At 47.7% G+C, this 22,544-nt stretch carries 23 protein-coding genes; 17 read left to right on the forward strand and 6 right to left on the reverse strand.

Annotated features, from left to right (window positions below; all coding sequences use genetic code 11):
* Positions 1–32: 32 nt before the first annotated feature.
* Both ACYVHX_RS28090 and ACYVHX_RS28095 read right to left on the reverse strand, forming a co-directional pair.
* Positions 33–728: a hypothetical protein gene (locus tag ACYVHX_RS28090; RefSeq protein ID WP_460675036.1), complete on the reverse strand. Its 696-nt coding sequence runs from the start codon at positions 726–728 to the stop codon at positions 33–35.
* Positions 709–1,506 carry a maleate cis-trans isomerase family protein gene (locus ACYVHX_RS28095; RefSeq protein ID WP_460675037.1) on the reverse strand — a complete coding sequence of 266 codons (798 nt, stop codon included), beginning with the start codon at positions 1,504–1,506 and terminating at the stop codon, positions 709–711. Before ACYVHX_RS28095 ends, ACYVHX_RS28090 begins: the two co-directional genes overlap by 20 nt.
* Before the next feature lie 389 nt (positions 1,507–1,895).
* On the opposite strand from ACYVHX_RS28095, the gene ACYVHX_RS28100 reads away from it, so the two are divergent.
* The gene (locus ACYVHX_RS28100; RefSeq protein ID WP_460675038.1) at positions 1,896–2,306 is read left to right on the forward strand and encodes a RidA family protein; all 411 of its coding nucleotides are present in this window, start codon (positions 1,896–1,898) and stop codon (positions 2,304–2,306) included.
* Positions 2,307–2,381: 75 nt separating this feature from the next.
* Here the strand turns inward: ACYVHX_RS28100 and ACYVHX_RS28105 are convergent, their stop codons facing one another.
* Together ACYVHX_RS28105 and ACYVHX_RS28110 are read right to left on the reverse strand one after the other, a co-directional pair.
* Entirely contained in the window at positions 2,382–2,963 is a 582-nt protein-coding gene (locus ACYVHX_RS28105; protein ID WP_460675039.1) for a dihydrofolate reductase family protein, read from the reverse strand.
* A gap of 72 nt (positions 2,964–3,035) precedes the next feature.
* Complete coding sequence (locus ACYVHX_RS28110) at positions 3,036–3,470, reverse strand: YybH family protein (protein WP_460675040.1); 435 nt, start codon at positions 3,468–3,470, stop codon at positions 3,036–3,038.
* 246 nt (positions 3,471–3,716) lie between these two features.
* Between ACYVHX_RS28110 and ACYVHX_RS28115 the strand changes: the two genes are divergently transcribed.
* Together ACYVHX_RS28115 and ACYVHX_RS28120 are read left to right on the forward strand one after the other, a co-directional pair.
* Positions 3,717–4,145, forward strand: a complete 429-nt coding sequence (locus tag ACYVHX_RS28115; RefSeq protein ID WP_460675041.1) for a VOC family protein — start codon at positions 3,717–3,719, stop codon at positions 4,143–4,145.
* Between the two features lie 96 nt (positions 4,146–4,241).
* A complete protein-coding gene (locus tag ACYVHX_RS28120) occupies positions 4,242–5,075 on the forward strand; it encodes an alpha/beta fold hydrolase (protein ID WP_460675042.1) in 834 nt (277 codons plus the stop codon).
* A gap of 231 nt (positions 5,076–5,306) precedes the next feature.
* Here ACYVHX_RS28120 and ACYVHX_RS28125 read toward each other — a convergent pair whose 3' ends face one another.
* On the reverse strand, positions 5,307–6,299 hold the full coding sequence (locus tag ACYVHX_RS28125) for a methylenetetrahydrofolate reductase (protein WP_460675043.1): 993 nt from the start codon (positions 6,297–6,299) through the stop codon (positions 5,307–5,309).
* Between the two features lie 508 nt (positions 6,300–6,807).
* Positions 6,808–9,114, reverse strand: coding sequence for a 5-methyltetrahydropteroyltriglutamate--homocysteine S-methyltransferase (metE, locus tag ACYVHX_RS28130; RefSeq protein WP_460675044.1), 2,307 nt, complete (start codon positions 9,112–9,114; stop codon positions 6,808–6,810).
* Positions 9,115–9,348: 234 nt separating this feature from the next.
* Between metE and ACYVHX_RS28135 the strand changes: the two genes are divergently transcribed.
* From ACYVHX_RS28135 to ACYVHX_RS28200, 14 genes are all read left to right on the forward strand, one after another.
* On the forward strand, positions 9,349–9,810 hold the full coding sequence (locus tag ACYVHX_RS28135) for an Lrp/AsnC family transcriptional regulator (protein WP_460675045.1): 462 nt from the start codon (positions 9,349–9,351) through the stop codon (positions 9,808–9,810).
* A gap of 109 nt (positions 9,811–9,919) precedes the next feature.
* On the forward strand, positions 9,920–10,546 hold the full coding sequence (locus tag ACYVHX_RS28140; RefSeq protein WP_460675046.1) for a hypothetical protein: 627 nt from the start codon (positions 9,920–9,922) through the stop codon (positions 10,544–10,546).
* A gap of 353 nt (positions 10,547–10,899) precedes the next feature.
* Positions 10,900–12,114, forward strand: a complete 1,215-nt coding sequence (locus ACYVHX_RS28145; protein WP_460675047.1) for a tyrosine-type recombinase/integrase — start codon at positions 10,900–10,902, stop codon at positions 12,112–12,114.
* Positions 12,115–13,005 carry a hypothetical protein gene (locus ACYVHX_RS28150; RefSeq protein ID WP_460675048.1) on the forward strand — a complete coding sequence of 297 codons (891 nt, stop codon included), beginning with the start codon at positions 12,115–12,117 and terminating at the stop codon, positions 13,003–13,005.
* 195 nt (positions 13,006–13,200) lie between these two features.
* The gene (locus ACYVHX_RS28155; RefSeq protein WP_460675049.1) at positions 13,201–13,476 is read left to right on the forward strand and encodes a helix-turn-helix domain-containing protein; all 276 of its coding nucleotides are present in this window, start codon (positions 13,201–13,203) and stop codon (positions 13,474–13,476) included.
* A 17-nt stretch (positions 13,477–13,493) separates the two neighbouring features.
* Positions 13,494–14,603 carry an AAA family ATPase gene (locus ACYVHX_RS28160; protein WP_460675050.1) on the forward strand — a complete coding sequence of 370 codons (1,110 nt, stop codon included), beginning with the start codon at positions 13,494–13,496 and terminating at the stop codon, positions 14,601–14,603.
* A gap of 75 nt (positions 14,604–14,678) precedes the next feature.
* A complete protein-coding gene (locus ACYVHX_RS28165; RefSeq protein WP_460675051.1) occupies positions 14,679–15,713 on the forward strand; it encodes a DUF6371 domain-containing protein in 1,035 nt (344 codons plus the stop codon).
* Positions 15,714–16,257: 544 nt separating this feature from the next.
* Positions 16,258–16,719, forward strand: a complete 462-nt coding sequence (locus ACYVHX_RS28170; RefSeq protein WP_460675052.1) for an SgcJ/EcaC family oxidoreductase — start codon at positions 16,258–16,260, stop codon at positions 16,717–16,719.
* A gap of 75 nt (positions 16,720–16,794) precedes the next feature.
* Complete coding sequence (locus tag ACYVHX_RS28175; RefSeq protein WP_460675053.1) at positions 16,795–17,247, forward strand: SgcJ/EcaC family oxidoreductase; 453 nt, start codon at positions 16,795–16,797, stop codon at positions 17,245–17,247.
* Positions 17,248–17,459: 212 nt separating this feature from the next.
* A complete protein-coding gene (locus ACYVHX_RS28180) occupies positions 17,460–18,299 on the forward strand; it encodes a helix-turn-helix domain-containing protein (protein ID WP_460675054.1) in 840 nt (279 codons plus the stop codon).
* A 140-nt stretch (positions 18,300–18,439) separates the two neighbouring features.
* Positions 18,440–20,080 (forward strand): carboxylesterase/lipase family protein, encoded by a 1,641-nt coding sequence (locus ACYVHX_RS28185; protein ID WP_460675055.1) that lies wholly within the window; start codon positions 18,440–18,442, stop codon positions 20,078–20,080.
* A 221-nt stretch (positions 20,081–20,301) separates the two neighbouring features.
* Positions 20,302–20,775, forward strand: a complete 474-nt coding sequence (locus ACYVHX_RS28190; RefSeq protein ID WP_460675056.1) for an ester cyclase — start codon at positions 20,302–20,304, stop codon at positions 20,773–20,775.
* Positions 20,776–20,948: 173 nt separating this feature from the next.
* Positions 20,949–21,776, forward strand: coding sequence for a helix-turn-helix domain-containing protein (locus ACYVHX_RS28195; RefSeq protein ID WP_460675057.1), 828 nt, complete (start codon positions 20,949–20,951; stop codon positions 21,774–21,776).
* A 316-nt stretch (positions 21,777–22,092) separates the two neighbouring features.
* On the forward strand, positions 22,093–22,491 hold the full coding sequence (locus ACYVHX_RS28200; protein ID WP_460675058.1) for a cupin domain-containing protein: 399 nt from the start codon (positions 22,093–22,095) through the stop codon (positions 22,489–22,491).
* The last annotated feature ends 53 nt before the right edge of the window (positions 22,492–22,544 follow it).

The following is a 22,544-nucleotide window of genomic DNA, read 5'->3' on the forward strand; positions in this document are numbered from 1 at the left end:
GCGGTTTTTATGGTGTGCCGTCGTGAACCCGTTTAGCGCCAGCTCCTGAGGTTTTCTGGGATCAGTTCTTTAAACCGGTCCAGACCCGGTCCGTCGCGGTGAATGCTTACCTGATCTTTCTGAAAACCGAAAATGGGGTAGGAGCCCTTTTCCGGTGGGGCCTCGGTCGTGGTAATAAACAGCCGGATGTCTCTGGTTTGAGCGAACAGGAGAGCCTTGTCATACGCAACAATGGAGCCTTCGGGATCTCCGCTGACGTTGCAGCTGGTGCACAAAGGCGCGCTGTAATTCCGGTAGTTCCACATCGCTTCCGGAGTCCGCGATTCAAACGACTCCTCGATCCAGCTGAACAGGGCCGCATATGGACCACCCAGTAACAACCCCTGATGGGTGCCGTTCCGCAGGGTTTTCGACTGGATGGTAGGGTGGTGAAAGGACAGGCGAATAAAGGTGCCGGTCAGGGCCCGGAAGCGGGCAGCGCAATTAAATTCGTCAGGGAGCATTTGGGGTTCGGCCTGCGCAATGAACCGGTCCAGGGAGCCGATGGCGGTACCGTAGTTTTTACCGGCCAGCCGGGTTTTGGTCGCATCCAACTGGTGGGCTCCCTGGGCGGTGGGGGCCGCTAGCAGGACAAAAACCGTGGGCAGCTGGACCAGGATGGGCCGTTGATGGATTTCTTCGGTGGCCAGCTCCAAAACCGCAGGATCATTAATGGGTAGGATGTTCATCGCCATAGTACGTTAGATTTTCCAGAAGTTTTCCGGCGCCCGAAATGGCGGGCCTGATGCCTAGAGCGGTTAAAAGGGCGTAAACGCTGGCCGTGGCCGCGCTCAGGACGGGCAGGCCAAACCGGGCTTCAGCCTGCTCAAGAACCGCCAGTGAAGGCATCTGGACACAAGCCGAAAGAATGAGCGCATCCGAGCCTGAAAGATCCATTTCGGAAGCCATTGAAATCAGATTGTTGGGGTCCAGCCGGCCCACCGCCTGGTTATCAACGACCGATAGGGAACGGGTCTGTACGACCGTGATGCCGTATTCCCGGAGCGTGTTGGAAACCGTCTCCGTCAGTTCAGGTTTATAGGGGGCAATCAGGCTGACTTTTTGGGCGTTCAACGCGGCCAGTGCCGTTACTAAAGAGCCCGCACTCGTAACAACCGCAGGATTCGTGCCATTGCACCGGGCCTGATTGGCAAGCCGCTCCGTTGTCGCCACAACATTCCTTCGACCGCCGAACATGGCCGCCACCAGACAGGCATACATGATGCTGTCTACCTGGGCGTCGCAGAGGGTATCGACGGCTTCACCGGCCGCTTCGTTCAGGGCCTGCAACGCATGCGGGGTTACCTGTCGCAATCGAACCCGGGCGGAGTGAAAGGTAAACGAAAGAGCCGGTTCCTGCTGCTGTCGGGATAACAACTGGGGAATTTCCGTTTCCATGGTGGTATTGGAGCTGGGCACAATCAGGCCAATCCGGTAGGCGTGTTGAGAGGGTTTGCGGTCAGTCATAGGTTGGGGAGAAATGGGGGTGATTTGCGGGCAAAACCGGGATTGAACTGCTATTGAGCAGTTACTGAAAATAAAATCAACTAGTGTGCAAACTAACTGAACTTCCGGTTTTCAACAAAGAGGAAAAGTGCCTGTTTGCATGGGTACAACTACCTGATTTCTAAAGCGGTAAATTGATGTGTTCCACCATCGGGAGATGGGGGGCGGGTACGAACCAGCGTATCCATTGGCCCGGTAAGGCCGGGTTTTGACCCTGATTCGAATTGTACACGTTTGGCTCTTTCTGGTACCTGGAAGCGTTTTCAGCAATGCCCAAAAACCGGGTGTATTAACCGGATAAAATGTGTAGTTTACCAGCAATAGGAAATTATTTTCACCATTGAATAGTCATGGAAAAGCGCTTTTTTAATCCGCCGGAGCTGCCCAATTGGGAGCAGTCTTTTTCACAGATTGTCACCGTAAGCAGCGGTTCCACCCGGACCATTTACCTTTCCGGTCAAGTCGCAATGGATCAGGAAAACCGGCTTATCGGGGAGGGTGATCTTTCCAGACAGGCGACTCAGGCCTGCCAGAACCTGGAGAAAGCGCTGACTTCAGTAGGAGCAACAACCAGGGATGTCGTTAAACTCACGATCTATGTAAAGGATTATCAATCAGCCGATGCCGGTTGTATCAGTGAAGCCTTACGAAACACGTTTCCGCATAAAAACCGGCCTGCCAGCACCTGGCTTGGTGTGCAGGCGTTGGCGCTGAACGGATTGTTAATTGAGATCGATGCGATTGCCGTCCTGGAAGCCTAGCCGCAAAACCGGACTGTTCTGCGAAGGCATGACCCATCGAAGCTTGCCCGATTGATCAGACAGAATACGGTTTATTTATTTGACGATCCGATACCACAAATGGGTCACCCCCGCTGCTTCAACTACCCGTAATTGCTCCAACGGAATAGGCTCTGACCCCAGATGGTCGAACAGGCGGATTCCCGTTCCTAAGAGCACTGGGGTGAGATGGATCTGAATTTCATCCAGCAGCCCCAGTTGTAAGCACTGCTGGGCAATGTCGGCTCCGGCCACCCCAACCGCTCGATCTCCGGCGGCTGCCTTAGCCTGGGCAATGGCACTGGCAACACCATCGGTCACGAATTTGAACGGGCTGTTTTCGCCAGCCCACTGGTCGGGTACGTCGTGGGAAACAATAAAACTGGGGATGCCCATCGGATCCTGACCACCCCAGGCTTGAGCGTCTTCAAACGTATTCCGGCCGGTCACGTTGGCTCCCAACTGGCGAAACGTCTCCTGAATCACCTCCGCGTTGACTGGGTGGGTTTTGAAGGTTAACTCGTTGTTGGGCATCTTGACTTGCGTACCCCCCTGGTTGTACCAGGCATGTACCTCGTCGGTGCGACCGTCGGAGTGGGCAATGAAACCGTCCAGTGACATGGAGAGTTCAACAATCACCTTGCTCATTGTTTGTCTCAGGGTTAAAAACCGGCTTTAACTCCGCCAGTTCAGGTTAGATTGCTGTAACCGCTAGGGCTGTAGATCGGTGGCGGCTTTTTGGCTCCCGTCCATGTAGGTGGGGAACGACTGATGCTGATGGGCGATTTTCCAGGTACCTTCCAGTTTACGAAGTCCCAACGTTTCGCGGTACCATACGTCGGTATTTGAGCCATCCGTACGTCGTCCGCTTAAGTGAACCAAACCGTGGCAGAACGCCACGTCTTCGCCCGCTGTTGTTTCCAATTCCTGATACGTCAGTCCAATCGGGCCATCAAATGAAGCAAACCACGCTTCAATTCCACCGGCACCCGGCGCGTTTTCTCCCGACTTGAAACGCAGCGGAGGATTCAGCAGGTACATCACGGATTGGTCGGCAAAGGTTCCCACGGCGGTGGCTACGTCCTTGCGTTGAATAGCCGTTACCATGTCGTCGATGAGTTGGGTAATTTGTTGTTGATCGCTCATGAAGCAGGCGGTTTAAAAGGCTTATTTACTGACCATCAGGAGCCAAGAATGTAACCCTGATCACGCGCCAACTGTTTGACCGGTGCGTAATTAATCGTATTTCCGCCAGTAGAGTCAGTTTGCTGAACCTGTTTGACCTATCTTGCATGAAGCATCATGCCGCTGCTGCACAGAACCAGAAAAGTCCGTGAACAGTTGGTAAGGCTCCCGGTTTTATCCTAAGCAACTATAAACTCACCTATGCCCATGATTCATTGTACCCCTTTTCTTTTATTTGATGGCAACTGCACGGAGGCCATGACTTTTTATCAGCAGTGTCTGGGAGGCCAGTTAACGCTGACTAAACTGGGTGATACGCCCATGAAAGACCAGTTCCCAGTTGAAAAACACCACCGAATCATCAATGCCCATTTGAAAAGCGGAGCGATTGAAATCTCGGCTACGGACTGGATGGCCTCACCCATCCTCGAACCCAAACTGGGCAATACCGTTAGCCTGTATCTTGTTGGTGAATCCTATCATGAACTGAAAGCGGTTTTTGACAACCTGGCGGAAGGTGCTGATCAGGATAAGCGAACCTTCCAGGACTTGCATTCGGTGCCTTTTGGCAGCTATGGACAATTGACCGATAAATATGGGGTATCCTGGATTTTCAAAGGCGATAAGCCGGAGTAGCCTACCCGGAGCTGAGCCATGGATTTATTGACCGCGTTTGAGAGCGCCCCACCTATCAAAATTGATACCGGCCAGGCGGTTATTTTTTTACGCCGAATGGGGACTGGGCCGGCTCTGTTGCTGCTGCACGGTTTTCCCCAGACCCATCTGATGTGGCACCGGGTGGCTCCACTACTCGCCCAGCAGTTTACCCTTATTTGTGCCGACCTGCGGGGCTATGGCCAAAGCAGTTGCCCACCTTCGGATGCGACCCACACGCCCTACTCCAAGCGAGTCATGGCCGCGGATATGGTCGCTGTGATGAAGCAGCTAGGTTTTGATACGTTCTCGGTAGCGGGTCATGATCGGGGCGGACGGGTTGCTTATCGGTTAGCGCTGGATTATCCCCAGGCCATTGAGCGGTTAGCCGTCCTGGATATTCTGCCTACTTCGGAGGTATGGCAGCGGGCCGATAAAAGGCTAACCATCGGGTATTGGCCCTGGTCGTTGCTAGCCCAGGAAGCACCCTTGCCGGAACAACTGATTCTTGCCGCCCCCGCTGCGATTCTGGAAAATGCGTTCAGCGGCTGGGGGTCAGATCCGGACACTTTTCCGGCTTCCATTCGGCAGGCGTATCTTGATGCCTTGCGCAACTCCGCCAACGTTCATGCCATCTGTGAAGACTACCGGGCCGGGGCCACACTGGACGATGAGCAGGACCAGGCCGATCTCAAACGAGGTCGTCGCATCCAATGCCCCGTGTTGGTGTTATGGGGACAAAACAGCGTGCTAAATACCTGGTATACAACGGCGGGCGGCCCATTAGCCATTTGGGCAACGTGGGCGGGTTCGGTTGCGGGTCAACCCATCCCGGGCGGCCATTTTTTTCCGGAAGAATCTCCTCAGGAAACCGCTCAGGCATTGCGTCATTTTTTTGCGAATACCCTTTAGTGGACAGGTTCCGTTGGCGGTATAGTACAGTACTGAGGTTGCTACTCCCTGATCCTTGCCGGTCTCTGAATACGAAGGAGCGTTCTGAAATTGGGCAGAAACAACGCCAAACAGTCAATTTGGGTAATGGTGTAATCCAATCATTACCCAAATTGATCTCGACCTTCATTGGAGCTGGTGGTCAGATTCGGTAAAAACGAGCAGCGTCTCCCGGGTCGGAAAGGGATTGGGTTACTGGTTCAGACTTTCGGACGGCTGGTCAATCGCAACCACACCCTGAATGCGTTCCGGCGACGTTCTCAAGCCGTTGTCGTTCAGGATCTGACCAATCCCTTTTGTGAGTTGGATCGACGCTTCGATCTCGGCTTTGCGAATGGCGACGCTTTCCACATTAAAACCGAAGGGGATCGCGCGTTCCAGACAGAATGTGGTCAACTCAGAAGCGATATCGAGGCATATTTTTACCGATTTTTCCAGAATATCCTCCGATTTTTTCAGCTCTTCTTTTAGCTCCTCCGGTACATGAATGCCCAGCCACTCCATAAAATGCAGGGTTTTGGCCGATCCGCAGGCTGTAATAGTGAAAATGATCGTCGGGGGCGTACTATTCTGCCGGTTACAACTGCGGGCCAGGTCGTCGATCACCTGCTTAGCGTAATCCAGATTGAAAATACATTGGGAAATAAAGAACGATACCCCGCAACGCATTTTATCCAGCATCCGGACATCCTCATCGTTCAGCACATGATGCCTTTCGGGGATGGTTACAGCCCCGATAACGGAGGTGTCCTGGTGCTTGCTCCAGATCTGGTAGGCTTCCGAAAGGCTGGTTTTGACCGGAAAATCCGGAGCCGGTACGCCGACAAAAACGGGATAGAACTGCTGCTGATGCAACTCTTCCAGCCAACCGGCTAGCTCTTCCGCCGAAAACTTCCCGGCCGGGCGGTAAATTATTTTCGGGACGGGTAAGGAACCCAGGTAACCAGAGGCAAAAACCAGCGGATCCAGCGCATTGATAAACGGGAAGGGCCTTTCCTCCTGGGTGCGGGCCGATTCATCTTGGACATCATAAACCACGAGCGCATCAATATCCAAAAGGGACAGGCGCTCCAGGGTTTTTTGGGCAATTTCGGCAACGCGTTCCGGCGCAGTACCGACTTTGGGTGGTGTGATGCCGTAAAGCAACACGCCTGACTCTCCGGATTTAATTTTTTCGAGAAACATAAGGGTACTAAAACAAGACCTTCAGACGGTATACGTAAGATTATTAGCTAGAATGGATTTGCGGCCAGTCATCCCGGCGGCATTCTTCACCGGCCCAATATACTCTAAATACAGTTCACTCAATGCGTCATCCGTTTCCGACCCGTCAGCGATCAGCCCATCACAAGCTTATCTCTCGTTATTCTGAACGATTCCTTTGCAAAACCGCTCGGGATTGGTCCCTTTTCCGGGCAGACAACCGACGGCAAAGGTGAGATTTCTTCGGTCGAACTTCACGGCGAGCCGATACCGGTTTCACCATGGACTTCGTTCTTGACGATTTCGAAAAGGGTATGGCCGGGCCAATTGGGGGCCGCAGCGGTGCCAGATCCATCTCTTATCTGTTTCGTCGCTCCATTCCTGCCGGTGCCTGCGGTGCGCGGTTTTGATTTTTCCCGGCGCGCAACAGAAAGGAGCACAAACTAATTTTACAAGCAGAAAGCGGGTAAAACCGCCCGCTTTCTTTGCATTAAATGACGCTTTTCGGGTTGATTAGTTGCCGGGCCTGTTTCGCGGAAGCGACCATATTTTCCAGGGCGGCTTTTGTTTCCGGCCATTTCCGGGTCTTCAAACCGCAGTCCGGATTCACCCACAGGTGTTGGGCGGGCAGCAGATCGGCTGCTTTTGCCAGCAGGGCTGTCATTTCTTCCGTGCTGGGTACGCGGGGTGAGTGAATGTCGTAGACGCCGGGACCAATCTCGTTCGGATAATCAAAATGGGCAAAAGCCTGCAGTAACTCCATTTGGGACCGGGATGTCTCAATCGTAATCACATCGGCATCCATCGCAGCGATGTGTTCAATGATATCATTAAACTCACTGTAACACATGTGGGTGTGGATCTGAGTCCGATCCTGAACGCCACTGGCCGTAATTCGAAACGCACGAACCGCCCAATCCAGGTAAGGGGGGCGCTTGGCTCTCCGTAAGGGCAAGCCTTCCCGAATGGCTGCTTCATCGATCTGAATAATCCCAATCCCGGCCCGTTCCAGTGCCAACACTTCGTCGTGAATCGCAAAAGCAATCTGGTTGGTGGTCACGTCGCGGGGCTGATCGTCGCGCACAAAGGACCATTGCAGAATGGTTACCGGTCCGGTTAACATTCCCTTCATGGGTTTGTCGGTTTGGGCTGCGGCAAATTGGCTCCAGCGAACGGTCATGTCGTTCGGGCGGCTGACGTCGCCGTAGATCACGGGCGGTTTTACGCACCGGCTGCCGTAGCTTTGCACCCACCCGTTTTTGGTAAAAAGAAACCCTTCGAGTTGTTCACCGAAGTACTCCACCATATCATTCCGCTCAAATTCACCGTGGACCAACACATCGAGCCCAATCGCTTCCTGCCAGCGAATGGCATCGATGGTTGCCTGCTCAATCGCTGTTTCATACTGCTCAACGCTGAGATCTCCTTTCTTGAATCGGGCCCGCAACTGGCGGATGTTCTCCGTTTGCGGGAATGATCCAATCGTCGTGGTCGGAAAGGAAGGCAGGTTGAAGCGTTCGCGCTGGATTTGCTGACGGACCGGAAACGGACTTGTACGCGTGGTTTCCGCTTCCGTGATGGCGGCAATGCGGTTTTTCACCGCCTGCTTGTGCACCCTCCGGGAAGTTCGCCGACTTTCAATTGCTTTTTGATTCGCGTCCAGCAATTCCTGGTTGCCTTCCGCAATCTGCTTGATTTCACGGACCTCATTTAATTTTTGCCGGGCAAAGGCCATCCAGTTTTTAAGTTCCGGATCCAGCTCGGTTTCCAGATCCAGGTCGATCGGGCTGTGCAGGAGCGAACAGGACGGCGCCACGATCACGCGGTCCGAACCCAGTTTTTCGACCGCCTTCTGGATCAGGTTCAGCGATGTTGCGTAGTCGTTCTTCCAGACATTGCGTCCGTCAACAACGCCCAGCGAAAGCTGGAGCCGGTCGGGAATCAGGGCCAGCACGTCATCCAATTGCTCCGGGGCGCGAACCAGGTCGATGTGCAGGGCTTTGATCGGCAGGGTAACGGCTAAAGCGGTATTGTCCAGCAAGGCTTCAAAATAGGTGGCAACCAGGAGGTTAACGTCACTCACCTGATCGGCAAGGCGCCGGTACGCAAAATCAAAGGCTTCTTTCTCTTTTTTCGATAGATCCAGGGCCAGGTACGGCTCATCGAGCTGAATCCATTCGGCCCCCAGCTGTCTCAGCCGGTTTATGATTTCGACATAAACCGGTATCAGTTTGTCAATCAGGTCAATGCGCTCGAAACCGGGTTCTTTTTCTTTGCCTAGCAACAGGTAACTGACGGGGCCTACCAGCACCGGTTTCGCTTTTTCTCCCAGCAGATGCCGGGCGCTTTGGTATTCTTCAAAAATGGTTTCCTGAAAAATGCGAAATTCCTGCCCGGCGGTAAATTCCGGTACGATGTAGTGGTAATTGGTGTCCAGCCACTTGGTCATTTCCATGGCCGTTATATCCAATCCATTTTTCTGATAGCCACGGGCCATGGCGAAATACAGATCAATTACCCGGTTCTCGCTGACCTGGGACAGCACCGGTGCGTAACGCTGGGGAATGACGCCCAACAGCAGGCTCATGTCCAGCGTCTGATCGTAAAAACTAAAATCAGTACAGGGAATCAAATCAATACCAGCTTCCTGCTGCGTTCGCCAGTTTTCTTCCTTAATCGAACGGGCAACCTGGTTGAGTTCAGTCAGGTCAATTTTACCGGCCCAATAGTGTTCACTGGCCTTTTTGAGTTGTCGTTGTCCTCCAATCCGTGGGTAACCCAGGTTTTGTGTTAGCATCTTCGTGAATGATTGAATAGAAGAGAGTACGCGTGCTGTGCGAAACTTGACAAGCTTCTAAGAAACCGGAATCTTGGAATCCGGCTTCAGAATAAAGATCTAGGCAAAATTATAAGTACAGATAGAGTATCTAAAATGAACCGGATTTTTTAGAATAAAAATCTATCTTTGTAATCTTGATAGACAATTATTCTTCTTGAAGTTAATTTTTGCCGAAAAACAGGAAAAAATCCTATGGAAAAGCTAGATCAGATTGATCTTCGATTGCTGAAATTGCTGGGAGCCGACTCCAGGGTGACGATTAAAGAACTGGCGGAGCGGGTCAATCTGTCGCATACCCCGGTTTTTGAACGGGTGAAGCGCTTGGAGTCGAATGGATACATTAAAAAATACATCGCTCTGATCGATGCGGAGAAGCTCAATTTTGGCTTGATCGTTTTTTGCAATATCAAGCTAAAGCAGCACGATAAAAGCATCGGTTACGAATTTGTGACGGATATTCTTCGGCTGGAAGAAGTCGTGGAATGTTACAATATTTCCGGAGATTTCGATTTTCTGTTGAAAGTATACGCGCGGGATATGAAACACTACCAGGATTTTGTATTCAATAAACTGGGCTCGGTAACCAGTATTGGCAGCACCCACAGTACCTTCGTGATGAGCGAGAACAAAAACACCTATAACGTTAATTTTTAATCCGTTAATTTAGTTTCTGTTGCCATATTTTGATACCATAACCGGGTCTCCGCATACCCCGGAGATGCCGGAAACAACACCGCGCTAGCGGCTAGAAAATGGACGACTGATGGAAAAGCCGACAGAAAAGAGCCTTAGTGAAACCCATCAAAAATACATCATTCAGATTCACCTTCAGGAATCGATCCAATACATCGTGTGGGGAACAGACCTGAGTGATTCCGAACAACAGGATAAGCTGTTAGTAAACCACCAGCAGGCCATTTTACTCTTTTCCCGAATCGATCAAATCAAGGAAGCAATTGCCCAATCTACGGCCATTCTGTTTGATGAAAACAACCTGATTCCCTGGGCCAACTCCTTCCCCGATTCGGAGGTGGATACGGTTTACGATCTGGATTATTTGCTATCGCTGGTGAATAGCGAATTAAAACAGGAACAAATCCTGCAAAGCCCAAAACTCACGCATGATTTGATCCGCTTTATTAATTTGTTTGGTGATTATGCCTATCAAGTCCAGCAACAGGATTTGCTAAAGCTCCGCCGTAAACGGCAAATAAGGCTATTTTTTGATTATTCTTACGACTCCTATTTCTGGACACTACCACCCGATGAATTACAGCGTCGGCAAAAACGATATATAAAGGCCTTTCGGTTTACCAAATTCAAAGCGGATATGAAGCGAATGCTGGCCGTTTTTATAGCCCGGCTGAGTCAGTACCAATCCTCTTTATGAAGAATTTACATACCCGACCCACTACAGCCGTGCGCTCCTCACGGATTTGATTTTATTTGGAAAATACGGGCTGATCCGGGCACCAATCGGGACCAAAACCGGTCCCGGCTAAAGGTAGGATAAAACAAAAAACCGCCCTTTTTGGGGGCGGTTTGCGGACCGGACGGGACCGCATATATTTCATCAATATTCAAAAATATTCATCATAATTTTTATTATACTGGTAATTAGGCCGTTTATTGAGCGAAATTAGGAAAAATAAATAATTAGAATGAAGTAAATGTTTTACCTATGTTTTACCTTTTGCAAATAATTTCGTACATTTGTATATAAAACTAATAGGATAGATTTATATGGCAACTAGTTATAAGATAATCGCACGTAAAGACAAGGCGAATGGAAAAGGAGAAAATCCATTATATATCAGAATTACAGAAAATCGAAAATCAAGTTACAAAGCCTTAGGCATATATGTGAGTCAGCAGCTTTGGGATGAGGAGCGTCAGATTGTGAAGCCAAAGTTTCCTAATTCTGCTCGAGTTAATAATTTCTTGACAGTTGAATTGGGCAAAGTTCAGGGAAAAGCAATCGAAATGATGAGTGCTGATGAAGATATAAGCGCTCGTAAAATTATGACTGCCCTTGACAAGAAAACATCTTTGAGCTTCAAAAAGTACTTCAGCGATTATCTAGAACAATTAGACCGTGAAGGTAAAACAGGTACTTATGATAAAGCTTGGGCAACATTTTCTAAATTCAATAAATACATTCGTGAACGTGACTTTACATTTAACGATATTGATGCTGGGTTTTTAAGATCATATGAGCGATATCTGCGTGATGAATTAGGAAATGGTGTAAATACGATTCACTCCAATCTGAAAATTTTCCGAATGCTTTTTAATAAAGCATTTAGGGAAGAAGTAATTACGGCCTCTCAAAACCCTTTTATACGTTTTAAGCTACGAACCGAAAGGACACAAAAGGAATTTATCGATGAGGAAGAATTAAACCGCCTTGAGAAACTTGAAATTCCGAAACAGTTTATGCTGAATCATCATCGATGGATGTACATTTTTGCTTGCCATGCGGGAGGGCTTCGAATCTCTGACATTCTTCAATTAAGGTGGCGTAATTTCAACGGTACCCATTTGACGGTGAAAATGCATAAAACAAAAGAGTTGGTGTCTATTAAACTTCCTGACCGCGCTCTTCAAATTTTAAAGATGTACCAAGCTATAAATCAGGAAAAATCTGAAAATTTTATTTTTCCGGTTTTAGATAATAATGTGGATTATGAAGATCCAAGAAATCTTTTTCGTGCTTTGTCATCTGCAACGGCTTATGCCAATAAGAATTTAAAGATTTTGGCTGATAAAGCCGGAATAGAAAAGTCAATAAGCTTTCACACCTCAAGGCATACATTTGCTACTAGAGCTTTGCGAAAGGGAGCACCCATACAAAACGTCTCTAAACTTTTAGGGCATACCAACTTGAAAACAACCCAGATTTACGCTAAGATTGTCAACGAAGAGCTGGATAAAACGATGGACTTATTTAATGATTAAATGAAAGATTATCCATTTAATGAATTAGATTATTTTGCTCGGAAGGATGAAGGTGGCTTTTCTAGGCTCCTGGCATTTCTCGACCAGCCATCCAAAGAGAAATTTGCCTTGATCCCTGAGGGGATCAAGAATCCAGAAGAGACCGATCCGGGCTTTTGGGGAGCCGTTGAGCACTGGTGTTTTGCCGGATTACAACGACCAGAAGTCATCTATCATGTGCTTAATTTTTGTTTTGAGGTAGCCTATCACAAGATCAAAGAGAAATGGTACGGGTACATGGGCGAACCAGTAAAAAAAGAAGATTTGAGCAAGCAACATACGTATTCATTGGGCGTATGCAGGAATAATGTTTATGGGGATCCAAATTGGCAGGAGTATCGTGAGATATATGAAAGAAGTTATAGTGTCTTCATTCAAAGAATTGAACTCTCACTAAATGGTTATCATATTGGACAAATCGAAGTTAACGACCGTCCTGAACCTTTCGCCGTTGAGAGGCCGGTTGGTTATATTTTAAGTTGTACAGTAGGACAACAGCGGAATCTCATCGAGCGCCTTCGAGATTTACTAATGCAGCGCAACCTAATTGACTGTAGTCTAAATGATCTGTTACCTGTTTTTGCCGGTCAACCTGTCCAAAATGAGATCGTCTGGCGAGGAACAAATGGTGAGTTAAAGTACTTTATTGATGCTTTAGTGAAAAGGGATTGTCTAAATATCAAGAGAAATGACTGGGTAAGAGCAGAGCGAATTTTTAGGCATCCAGATGGCTTATTTATTCCAAAACAGTTGGCTGATAACTATACGGAGCCAACCGATGATAGAAAGGAAATTATTCATCAGATTCTGGCAACTTTACATGCTCATAATGTTGGAAGGGCTCCTGAATGATCTCTGGTTAAAATGTTTTTGAAAAAAAGTAAAAAATAAGTGGATGCTAAAAAACCAGGAAGGGCCTATAATTAGGCCCTTTTTTTATGCTCTGGTCCTCTGGTCAACCTCTGGCAGAGCCATCCTAGGGCCTTTTTATCGATTAATTTTGTAAAAGTCAAGCAGTTACGCTAGACTCAATAACGATTATAAACAATGATTTTAGATATAGTGACCAAAGCTGATCTGGATGATCTGCGGCAAAAAATAGACCAGATACACGGTCTGTTGCAGGAGCAAAATAGAGAGACAGGGCATGGGTTATTTTCCAATACGGCGCTCTCAGGGTATTTAGGGGTGACCCCTCGGTGCTTACAGAATTGGCGTGATAAAGGCCTGATCGAATTTTCCCAGATTGGCCATTCCATTTTTTATACACAGAAAGCCGTCGATGATTTTCTGGAGGGGCATAAAGTGAAAAAGTTTAATTAAAGAATACTTATATTTTGATGAACAAAAATGTGAATTATAGCGGCTTGTCCGCATTTAAGCCGGAGCGGACATTTAGCTCCAAAAATATAGAGGAGGCTTTGGGTAAAGCCATTGTTACGGAAGCTGGACGGTTGCAACAAGTAAATGTGGAAACAAAATCAAAAGAAGAGATAGATGAAGCCGGACTTTTGATGATAAAGCCAGCAAACCGGTGGATGCAGGAGGCCAGCCAACGCGCTACTCCGAAGATGCTCTTTGACCAGTTCTGGTTTGAAGGGCAGGTTGTGATTGTGTTTGCCGACTCTGGAGTCGGCAAGTCAATTCTTGCTGTTCAAATCGCCGATAGCATTAGCACTGGAAGAGCTATAAATGGGTTCAAAATGACCGCTGGCACCCAAAAGGTTCTATGCTGCGATTTTGAGCTTTCTGATAAACAATTTCAGGACCGATATAGCATCGAAAACGAAAACCTCTATCAGTTCCATGACAACTTCATGAGAGCTGAGTTAAATCCCGAGTGGGAAAATTTAGAAGGCAAAGTCTCTTTTGAAGACCAACTCATCGCTCGGATTGAGGAAGTTGTCGTAGAAACTGGCGTGAAAGCGGTAATAGTTGACAATTTGACCTATTTGCGTCAGGACAACGAGCAGGCCAAAGATGCGCTTTCTTTGATGAAGAAGCTGATCGGGCTGAAAAAGCGCTATGGATTATCAATCCTTATTCTGGCGCATACTCCAAAGCGGCATCCGGGGAATCCGTTGACACAGAATGATCTCGCTGGAAGTAAGATGCTGGTAAACTTTTGTGATGGTGCATTTGCAATCGGGTCAAGTATTAAAGATCCTAGCTTACGTTACATCAAGGAGATTAAACAACGGAATACGGATATACACTTCGGGGATAATAATGTTATCGTCTGCCAAGTGGCGAAAGAAGCCAGCTTCTTGGGCTTCAAGATGATTGAATATGGGCGGGAACAGGAGCATTTGCGAGCCAGTCAAACGACTGATGTTGAGGAGCGAAAGCAGTTGGCCCTTGAATTACATGAGCAAGGGATGAGTAACGTCCAGATTGGTAAAATATTGGACGTTTCGGAGTCAATGGTGCGTAAATATTTGAAGAAGTAATAGATGGAAAAACTCGCACCCATCGTACCCTCGTACCTTGTGCGAGAGTATGATGGGTGCGTGAAATGATAGGATATGTATAAGGATAAAAGAAAGAGAGGGTTTGAGTTAGGCTTTCGTCTGGAATCCTATTCGGGGCCAGACAGTAGACACGTCTGTCCGAGTTGTGGGAGACCTAGGCAGTTTAGCTATTACATCAATTCTGCGACTGGCCATGTTGTGGACAATTCGGTTGGCCGCTGTAACCGGGAAGTTAACTGTGGCTACCATAAAACTCCGGGTGAGTTTTTTAAGGAACAACAGACTTTGATAAACGGCCGTACAGTAAACAAGCGGGAGTGGTTGTCAGCTTCCAGCCGTCAACCAAGATCAAAGGATGCTACCCAACGGTTTGATTGCATTAGTGCTGATGTGGTGGAACAATCGCTCAGTCATTATGATCAAAATCACCTGGCTGCTTATCTGGCTGATTTGTTTACCGTAGATGTAGTAAAAGGACTGATCGAACGCTTTGCAATCGGCACGTCAAAATACTGGCCAGGGGCTACCATTTTGTGGCAAGTGGACAGAAATGAACGAGTGCGAACGGGGAAAGTAATGCTGTACAACCCAGAAACTGGACATCGGGTGAAAGAACCCTTTAGTCATTTTCATTGGGCTCACCGGCTGCTCAAGTTGGTCGATTTTCAATTGAGGCAATGTTTGTTCGGTGAAGATCAACTGCGTTATGAGCCTATTGACAAACCCGTGTCAATCGTTGAGTCGGAGAAGACTGCCATCATTGCCAGCGTGTATATGCCGGAATACATTTGGATGGCAACAGGCGGAATCAGCGGCTTATCTGCCGAGAAGTTTCAAGCACTGGAAGGTCGCGATATTGTACTATGGCCAGATTTGAACGCCTACGATAAATGGGAAGCAAAAGCACAGGCAATAGAACAAGAGGTCAATTGTAATCTACAGATTTCGAAATTGCTGGAAGAAAGGGCAAGCGATCAAGACCGGCAGAAGGGATATGACATTGCCGACTATCTGGTTAGACGTGATGCTGATTATGGTTGGGCTCTTTCGGATGAGGAGTATCCATTATTCTGGGATTTGGCTAGTTAAAACGAAATTCCTGTATGTGAAGAAAAGGTAAGGGGCTAACGCTACTGGCTATATTGTGTTAAATTACTCTGACAAAAAATTAGCTTAGCATTATATATATTATAGCATTTTTTGAAGAAATTCTATTTTTGAATTTTGTTAATGAGCACTATTTAAGGTCTGAACGAGTTTATGAGATTGCAGTGAAAGCAATACCGCCCTCGGACCTTAAATTTAATTATATATATAGCATTATTATAATTGCCCTATGTTTTGAGAGCAGGGAAAAAGTTTCGGTTAATTAAGGTTCAATGTTAATACCTGTTGGTGTTAATGCATTGAAAACCTAACAAAACGGTGTCACGAACTCGACTTCGGCATTCAAAATGAAACGTTGATTCGTGAGATGACAATTTGAGAATACTAAATGAAGTTATGAAGGTTCACGTGGTAGGGTAAGCTGCTGCTATCTTGAGAAAACGGGCGCTTCATGAAACGGTAATTAGCCCAAAGCTTCGTACTTTGGCTAACCTATTCGCACTTATACCTCAGCAAAACGTTCACCATGAAATCTTTTTTCCTGCTCTTTATTGCATCTTTTGTAACGGTGATTTGTGTTGGCCAAACGGCCCAAGATAAGGCGGCTGTTAAAGCAGTGATTCGCTTATTTCAACAGGATTTTAACGATGGCAGTTTTAAACATGCACCTGATTATGCGACTCCTGATTGGGGCCATATCAATCCGGGAGGTGGCATCGATAAAGGGCGTGATAATGTGTTAAAATTAGTGCGCTCGGTTCATCAGACTTTTTTGAAAGGAGTTACGATGAAGATAGAAAGTATGGACATTCGTTTTATTACACCAGATGTTTCCATCGGCGATGTTGTCCATCAAATGGATGACTATATCACACCTGACGGGGTTAAGCACAAAAAAGAACGACAAATAAAAACCTATGTATTAGTTAAACGGAAAGGCAAATGGTTTTTAGCTCAAGATCATAATACCATTATTAATACACCTTGACAGCAAACTATCTAATTGCCTTCGCAAAGGCAGAGCTGTTTTCCAAACTTGTAATTCATATTAAAACTACTTTATATGAAAACTATATCCTTTATTGTGTTATTAATTGGGTTACAACTCCACAGTCATGCACAAATCCAAGGCGATAGGACGATCAAATACGTTGTATCTGATTTTGAAATTGCATTTAATCAAAAAGACGCGAAAGCAGTTGCAAACTTCTGGTCATCTGATGGAGATTATATAACCTATTCAGGCGATCTATTGCATGGTAGGCAAGCAATAGAAAACTATTTTCAAAAGACATTTCTCCAGTTTTATCAAACTGCAAAAAACAAACTGCAAGCGCCTACTATTCGATTATTAAAGCCTGATGTCGCCGCTGTCGATGTAAAATGGGAAGTGACGAATGGTACAACGTCTGATGGCAAACCGCTTCCCAATATTAAAGGGATCATGGTTTGGACCATGATGAAAGAAAATGATAGGTGGCTTATTAAGATAATGCACAACGTAAGCCTACCATAAGCCAGGTTTAAAAGAATTCCAGAATTCCCTCCATTTCTGAAATGAAAATTTAATGAAGCTTCATGTGTTGCGGCCGTTCCAACGTTTGAATGTTTCGCGAAACATCTATCACTTCGGACCGATTCCAATGCAGGTGGTGTAAATTACCTTCCATAAAAAGGATAACTTTATCAGTCAATACTTAATAGCAGCATATGGTCCTACGCGACGTTATGCCCCATCCCTCGCTCCGGGAGTTCGTGCGATGCTATCGAATCGTTCATCTGGAATTCAACCCCACTGGTTTGATTCCCGTTAAGGCGTATCCCCCTAAACCTGAACAGTGCCTGCACTTTTTTCTCCACGATTTCTTTGCGGTTCAGCCCGCCGGCCAACCCATTACGCGGCAACCCCCTGTCATGCTGGCCGGACAGCGTACCTTTGTCGTTAAGCAACATACCGGTAGCCATTTTATGAACGTGCAGCTCGTTTTTCAACCAACGGCGGTGTTTCAGTTAACCGGCATCCCCGCGTTTGAACTGACCAACCAACACCTGGACGCTACCTTTATTTTCCCCAACAAAACGGGAGAAATACTCCAGCGGCTACAGCAGGCACAGGGTTACGCAGAATTAATAACCATTATGGAAGCGTTCGCCTTCGAACTTGTCCGGCAGGCCCGTAATGACCGATTGATCATCAATGACGTTAGTCGGCAAATGATGCGAACCGGCGGGATACAAGGATTGGATGATTGGGCTTCGCAAGCCTGTTTGTCCACCAAGCAGTTTAAACGTAAATTTTACGAAAGCACCGGGGTGAATCCCAAAACCTATTCGCGTATTATCCGATTTAATCGCGCCTTCAACCTCAGGAATCGGTTCCCTCACTATGATTGGTTAAGCATTGCCCTTCAATGCGGGTATTATGATTATCAGCATTTAGTAAAAGATTATAAAGACTTTACTGGCTTAACGCCCCTTGAATTTCATCGCATGGAGGCCCAATCTCCGGAGAAACAACTGGGCCTGACGGATCGATTGTACCAGGAGCGGACCGAATTACTGATTTGATCCGAGAAAGTCCTTTTTTTACCACTATCCTCTTTTCGTTTCCTTCTATTTTTGGTTCGGCGGGCTCCCTGTTTCCATTCAATGTGGATGGGGGATTGAGCCATCATTAGGAACGCCATTCACCTGACCTTTTTAGTCCTATGCCAACGACGATAACCCTTTGCTCGTGGTTACTTTTTCCATTGCTGCTGCTCACCGATCGTCGGGCGGTCGACTCCTGGATTGTTCCAGTTAAGACCTGGCGAACCTTCACGCAAACCGATCCCCTGGTGAGGATTGAAACGGGACCGGTACAAGGCGTTCTGGATGCCAGCGGAGTCACTATTTTTCGGGGAATTCCGTATGCGACAGCACCTGTCGGCAATCTTCGCTGGCAGCCGCCCCTTTCCGTCCCTTCCTGGAAGAAAGTACGAGTAGCCACTGAGTATGGGCCCGCTTGTCCCCAGCAATCGTCGGATTGGGGCCCTACCAGCGAAGATTGTCTGTCACTCAATATTTTTACGACCTCAACCAAGCGTCCCACTCGACCCGTAATGGTCTGGATTCACGGCGGAGGGTATCTGGGGGGGAGTGCCCGGGGCTACGATGGCCGTGTACTGGCCCGCAAAGGCGTCATCGTGGTCACGATTAACTACCGGCTGGGTGCTTTGGGGTATCTGGCTCATCCGGCGCTGGCAGCTGAATCACGGCATCAGAGTACCGGCAATTATGGTTTGCTGGATCAGATTGCCGCCCTGAAATGGGTGCAACGAAATATTGCACAGTTTGGGGGTAATCCGGCACAGGTAACCCTCTTTGGTGAATCAGCGGGCGGGTTTGCCGTGGGAGCGCTCCTGGCTTGCCCCCTGGCCAAAGGGCTTTTTCACCGGGCCATTCTACAGAGTGGAACCGGCCTGCACAATGGCATCCTTGGTTTTCAAAAGGCCGAAGCGCTGGCAGTGTTGGGTGCTAAAAGGCTGGGGATCGAAGGCAGGGATGCGTCGGCCGCAGCGGCGCTGCGCTCGGTGGCTGCCGAGCAACTGGTGGCTGCTTACCCGCGTCCCAATCAAGGACCACTGCGGGGCTATCAGGTCTGGTTTGGCCCCGTCGTGGACGGGAATGTGTTGCCTTTACCGCTGGATAAGGCCATCCAACGGGGACGTTGGAACCGGGTTCCGGTTCTGGTGGGTATAGTGGCCGCTGAAGGTATTCGGTTTCAGCCAAGTTCTCCGGCCAAAAGTCTTTCGGACTACTATGCCCTGCTGGGCCGGGGCGACTTAGGGGATACCAGCGGGACGTTGGCCAACTTGTATCCGGTTCAGGATACGGCTCAGTTAACTACTCAATGCCAGCAGCTAGTGGGTGATCTGGGATTCGGGGCTCCGGCTCGAGCCCTGGCTCGGTTGGTGACCGGGGCGGGTGGACAGGCTTATCTCTATCAGTTTAGCCGGGTATCTAGTGATGGTTCAGGTCGTCGTATTCCCGCTGTTCATACGTCCGAACTGCCCTTTGTGTTTGGGATCGTACCGGCCAATTGGACGGCCTTTATAAATGAAGGCCGCCATCCTGATGATGCCCTCCTGGCCGACGCCGTAAGTGATTATTGGATCACGTTTGCCAGGTTTGGTAATCCCAATGGTCTTAACGAGCGACGTAAATGGCCGTATTGGCCGCCGTACAACTCCAAGACCAATGCCTACCAGGACCTGACTATTCCGATCCAAGCCCGACAAGGTCTACGGGATCCATTTTACGATGCCCTGGACCGACTAGCCCGGCAACAGGGAGAAATTCGACCCTGATGCAAGTCTATTTCGGCGTCACTAATCAATTTTTCCTCAGAAAAGTTCTCAATCTGAGACGAGACATTAATCATACTTCATTTATTGACCCCTCTAAAATTCGGGTTTTAATGAAACGAATCATATCCGGGCATTTAATTTGAAATTTTATAATTTGCCTAACAGACAACTAATTATACAATACAAAAACCAATTTAGAAGGCCAAAACAACCACACCCTGATGAAAACGAGTAGGCTACTTATCCCGCTGATGTTTTGCTTTTTCCAGGTTTCATATGCGCAAACCCCTATAAACAACAAACAGGTTGTCAGAAGATATATAGACGAAGTAGTCAACAAGCAACAGGTACATCGAATGGCCGATGTGTTTTCGAAAGATTATATCTGGCATCAGATGGATGGGAAAGACACGCATAGTCGTCAAGACAGCTCCCATGTTGTGATGTTAAAATACATTCTCAAAGCCATACCAGATATCCAGTATACAATTGATAGCATGATCAGCGAGGGGGATCTGGTGGCGGTAAATTCAACGGCTACGGGCATCATAAAAGATGGATTCATGGGTATTGCCGCTGCTGGAAAGAAAGTCCGTTTTAAGCAAATGTTTTTCTTTCGCTTAGCAGATAATAAAATAGTGGAAGAATGGGAGGTTGTTGATGTAGCAGGCTTAAAAGATCAGTTATCAAACTAGATATATAGTCATATAGAAATAAAGAGAGTCATAATATCCTTAAAGTGAGAAAAAGCAAAATGGATGTAATGCCTCAATTGCGAGCGTTTCGGAAGACGTCATTACAATAAACAGATTAGTGAAAAGTAGGGTAGACTTATTATCTTTCGTAGACTGAACGACCCTGACGCTGTATGCTCTTGAAAGGTTTTTTGCCCAGCCCGGCTTTACGGGAGTACCTCGAAAATATCGGTATCGTTCATCTGGAATTTCCACCGGATAAGCTGGTTCCGGTCAAAGCCTATACCCCAAAAACCGGTGACTCCCTGGAGTTTTTTCTCCGGGACCCCGAATACGTTCAATATCCGGGAGAAACCACTAAAACCAAGAGACCCGTGGCCTTCCTGCATGGCCAACATACACAGGTGACCAATCGATATGTAGGACGGGAGTTTTTATACCTCAATATTAAATTTCAACCCGGTGTTTTATTTCGATTAACGGGCATTCCTTCCTACGAACTGACCAACACCTATATCGATGCAGAAGCTGTTTTTTCACCCGATGTACGGACGCTAACTGAACAGTTACGAAATGCCGGCTCGTATGCTGAAATGCTGGAATGGGCGGAATCGTTTGTCGCCAGACTCATCAGGCGATCCCAAAAGGATGCCCATAGTATTGATCAAGTAGCTCAACTGTTGTTGCACAATACCGCACCTATTTCGATGGATTGGCTGGCTAGTCAATCCTGTTTATGTGCCCGCCAATTCGAACGCAAGTTTAAGGAGCGCATGGGCGTACCCGCTCCCCAACTGGCCAAAATTGCTCGCTTTGATAAAGCCTTCCTGATGAAAAATGCCCAGCCCCAAAAAGACTGGTTAAGCATTGCCCTTCAATGCGGCTACTATGACTATCAACACTTAGTCAGAGACTATAAAGCCATCACCGGGCTTACTCCCCCCTCTTTTTTTCAGCTGGACAATCAGGCACCCGAACGACTAGTAGGCTTACACGAATAGAGCATCTAGGACTCTGATCCGTAAAAAGTCGTTTTTGTACCACTAATCACGACAGGAAGACCTTCATTTTTGCCTAACAAATCATCTTGTTATGAAACGCAGACATTTCCTGTCTACTGGTCTACTGGCAGGCTTAGACGCCCCATCCTCCTCGCTGATCCAGAGCCTTTTACCCGTACTTATCCCGACCAGCAGAGGTCCTTTAAAACCGTTTTACACGCCCCCCGAGCCAATTCAGGTAGGGCCCAATGGCCTCGGATTCAGAATACCCGTCCGCAGCAGCCAAACGAATGGACAATTCTCCTGCATGGAGGGAATGATGGGTCCTAAACTGATGGGACCGGCCCCGCACGTTCACAAGGATCTGGACGAATTGATGTTTGTGCAGGAAGGGACAGTCAGCATATTGGTTGGCGATAAGGTGTATGAAGTCGAAGCGGGTGGTTGGCACCTGCGCCCCCACGGCCTAGTCCACACGTTTTGGAATGCTACGGATAAACCAGTCCGATATACCGACATGTTTTTCAATCAGGATTTTGAAAACTTTCTGGAAGCGATGTTTGCCCGATTGATTCCAGATCTGATGAAGCGGGGTGTTTCATTGACCTCAAAAGAGGCCACTGACAAAATGGATACATTATACACTCGCTACGGGATTACCATGTTTGAGGAACAGCGGCAGCCCATCATGGCTAAATATGGGTTGAAGGGGTAAGTCTTTAGCGTTGTACTACCCTAAAGTAAATCATCATTCCGTCCTCTTAAACC

The organism is Larkinella ripae, assembly GCF_054780775.1.

Coding starts and splice junctions, on each gene's coding strand:
- ACYVHX_RS28090 (WP_460675036.1), bottom strand. CDS start 728: ATGAACATCCTACCCATTAATGATCCTGCGGTTTTGGAGCTGGCCACC.
- ACYVHX_RS28095 (WP_460675037.1), bottom strand. CDS start 1,506: ATGACTGACCGCAAACCCTCTCAACACGCCTACCGGATTGGCCTGATT.
- ACYVHX_RS28100 (WP_460675038.1), top strand. CDS start 1,896: ATGGAAAAGCGCTTTTTTAATCCGCCGGAGCTGCCCAATTGGGAGCAG.
- ACYVHX_RS28110 (WP_460675040.1), bottom strand. CDS start 3,470: ATGAGCGATCAACAACAAATTACCCAACTCATCGACGACATGGTAACG.
- ACYVHX_RS28115 (WP_460675041.1), top strand. CDS start 3,717: ATGATTCATTGTACCCCTTTTCTTTTATTTGATGGCAACTGCACGGAG.
- ACYVHX_RS28120 (WP_460675042.1), top strand. CDS start 4,242: ATGGGGACTGGGCCGGCTCTGTTGCTGCTGCACGGTTTTCCCCAGACC.
- ACYVHX_RS28125 (WP_460675043.1), bottom strand. CDS start 6,299: ATGTTTCTCGAAAAAATTAAATCCGGAGAGTCAGGCGTGTTGCTTTAC.
- metE (WP_460675044.1), bottom strand. CDS start 9,114: ATGCTAACACAAAACCTGGGTTACCCACGGATTGGAGGACAACGACAA.
- ACYVHX_RS28135 (WP_460675045.1), top strand. CDS start 9,349: ATGGAAAAGCTAGATCAGATTGATCTTCGATTGCTGAAATTGCTGGGA.
- ACYVHX_RS28140 (WP_460675046.1), top strand. CDS start 9,920: ATGGAAAAGCCGACAGAAAAGAGCCTTAGTGAAACCCATCAAAAATAC.
- ACYVHX_RS28145 (WP_460675047.1), top strand. CDS start 10,900: ATGGCAACTAGTTATAAGATAATCGCACGTAAAGACAAGGCGAATGGA.
- ACYVHX_RS28150 (WP_460675048.1), top strand. CDS start 12,115: ATGAAAGATTATCCATTTAATGAATTAGATTATTTTGCTCGGAAGGAT.
- ACYVHX_RS28155 (WP_460675049.1), top strand. CDS start 13,201: ATGATTTTAGATATAGTGACCAAAGCTGATCTGGATGATCTGCGGCAA.
- ACYVHX_RS28160 (WP_460675050.1), top strand. CDS start 13,494: ATGAACAAAAATGTGAATTATAGCGGCTTGTCCGCATTTAAGCCGGAG.
- ACYVHX_RS28165 (WP_460675051.1), top strand. CDS start 14,679: ATGTATAAGGATAAAAGAAAGAGAGGGTTTGAGTTAGGCTTTCGTCTG.
- ACYVHX_RS28170 (WP_460675052.1), top strand. CDS start 16,258: ATGAAATCTTTTTTCCTGCTCTTTATTGCATCTTTTGTAACGGTGATT.
- ACYVHX_RS28175 (WP_460675053.1), top strand. CDS start 16,795: ATGAAAACTATATCCTTTATTGTGTTATTAATTGGGTTACAACTCCAC.
- ACYVHX_RS28180 (WP_460675054.1), top strand. CDS start 17,460: ATGCCCCATCCCTCGCTCCGGGAGTTCGTGCGATGCTATCGAATCGTT.
- ACYVHX_RS28185 (WP_460675055.1), top strand. CDS start 18,440: ATGCCAACGACGATAACCCTTTGCTCGTGGTTACTTTTTCCATTGCTG.
- ACYVHX_RS28190 (WP_460675056.1), top strand. CDS start 20,302: ATGAAAACGAGTAGGCTACTTATCCCGCTGATGTTTTGCTTTTTCCAG.
- ACYVHX_RS28195 (WP_460675057.1), top strand. CDS start 20,949: ATGCTCTTGAAAGGTTTTTTGCCCAGCCCGGCTTTACGGGAGTACCTC.
- ACYVHX_RS28200 (WP_460675058.1), top strand. CDS start 22,093: ATGATGGGTCCTAAACTGATGGGACCGGCCCCGCACGTTCACAAGGAT.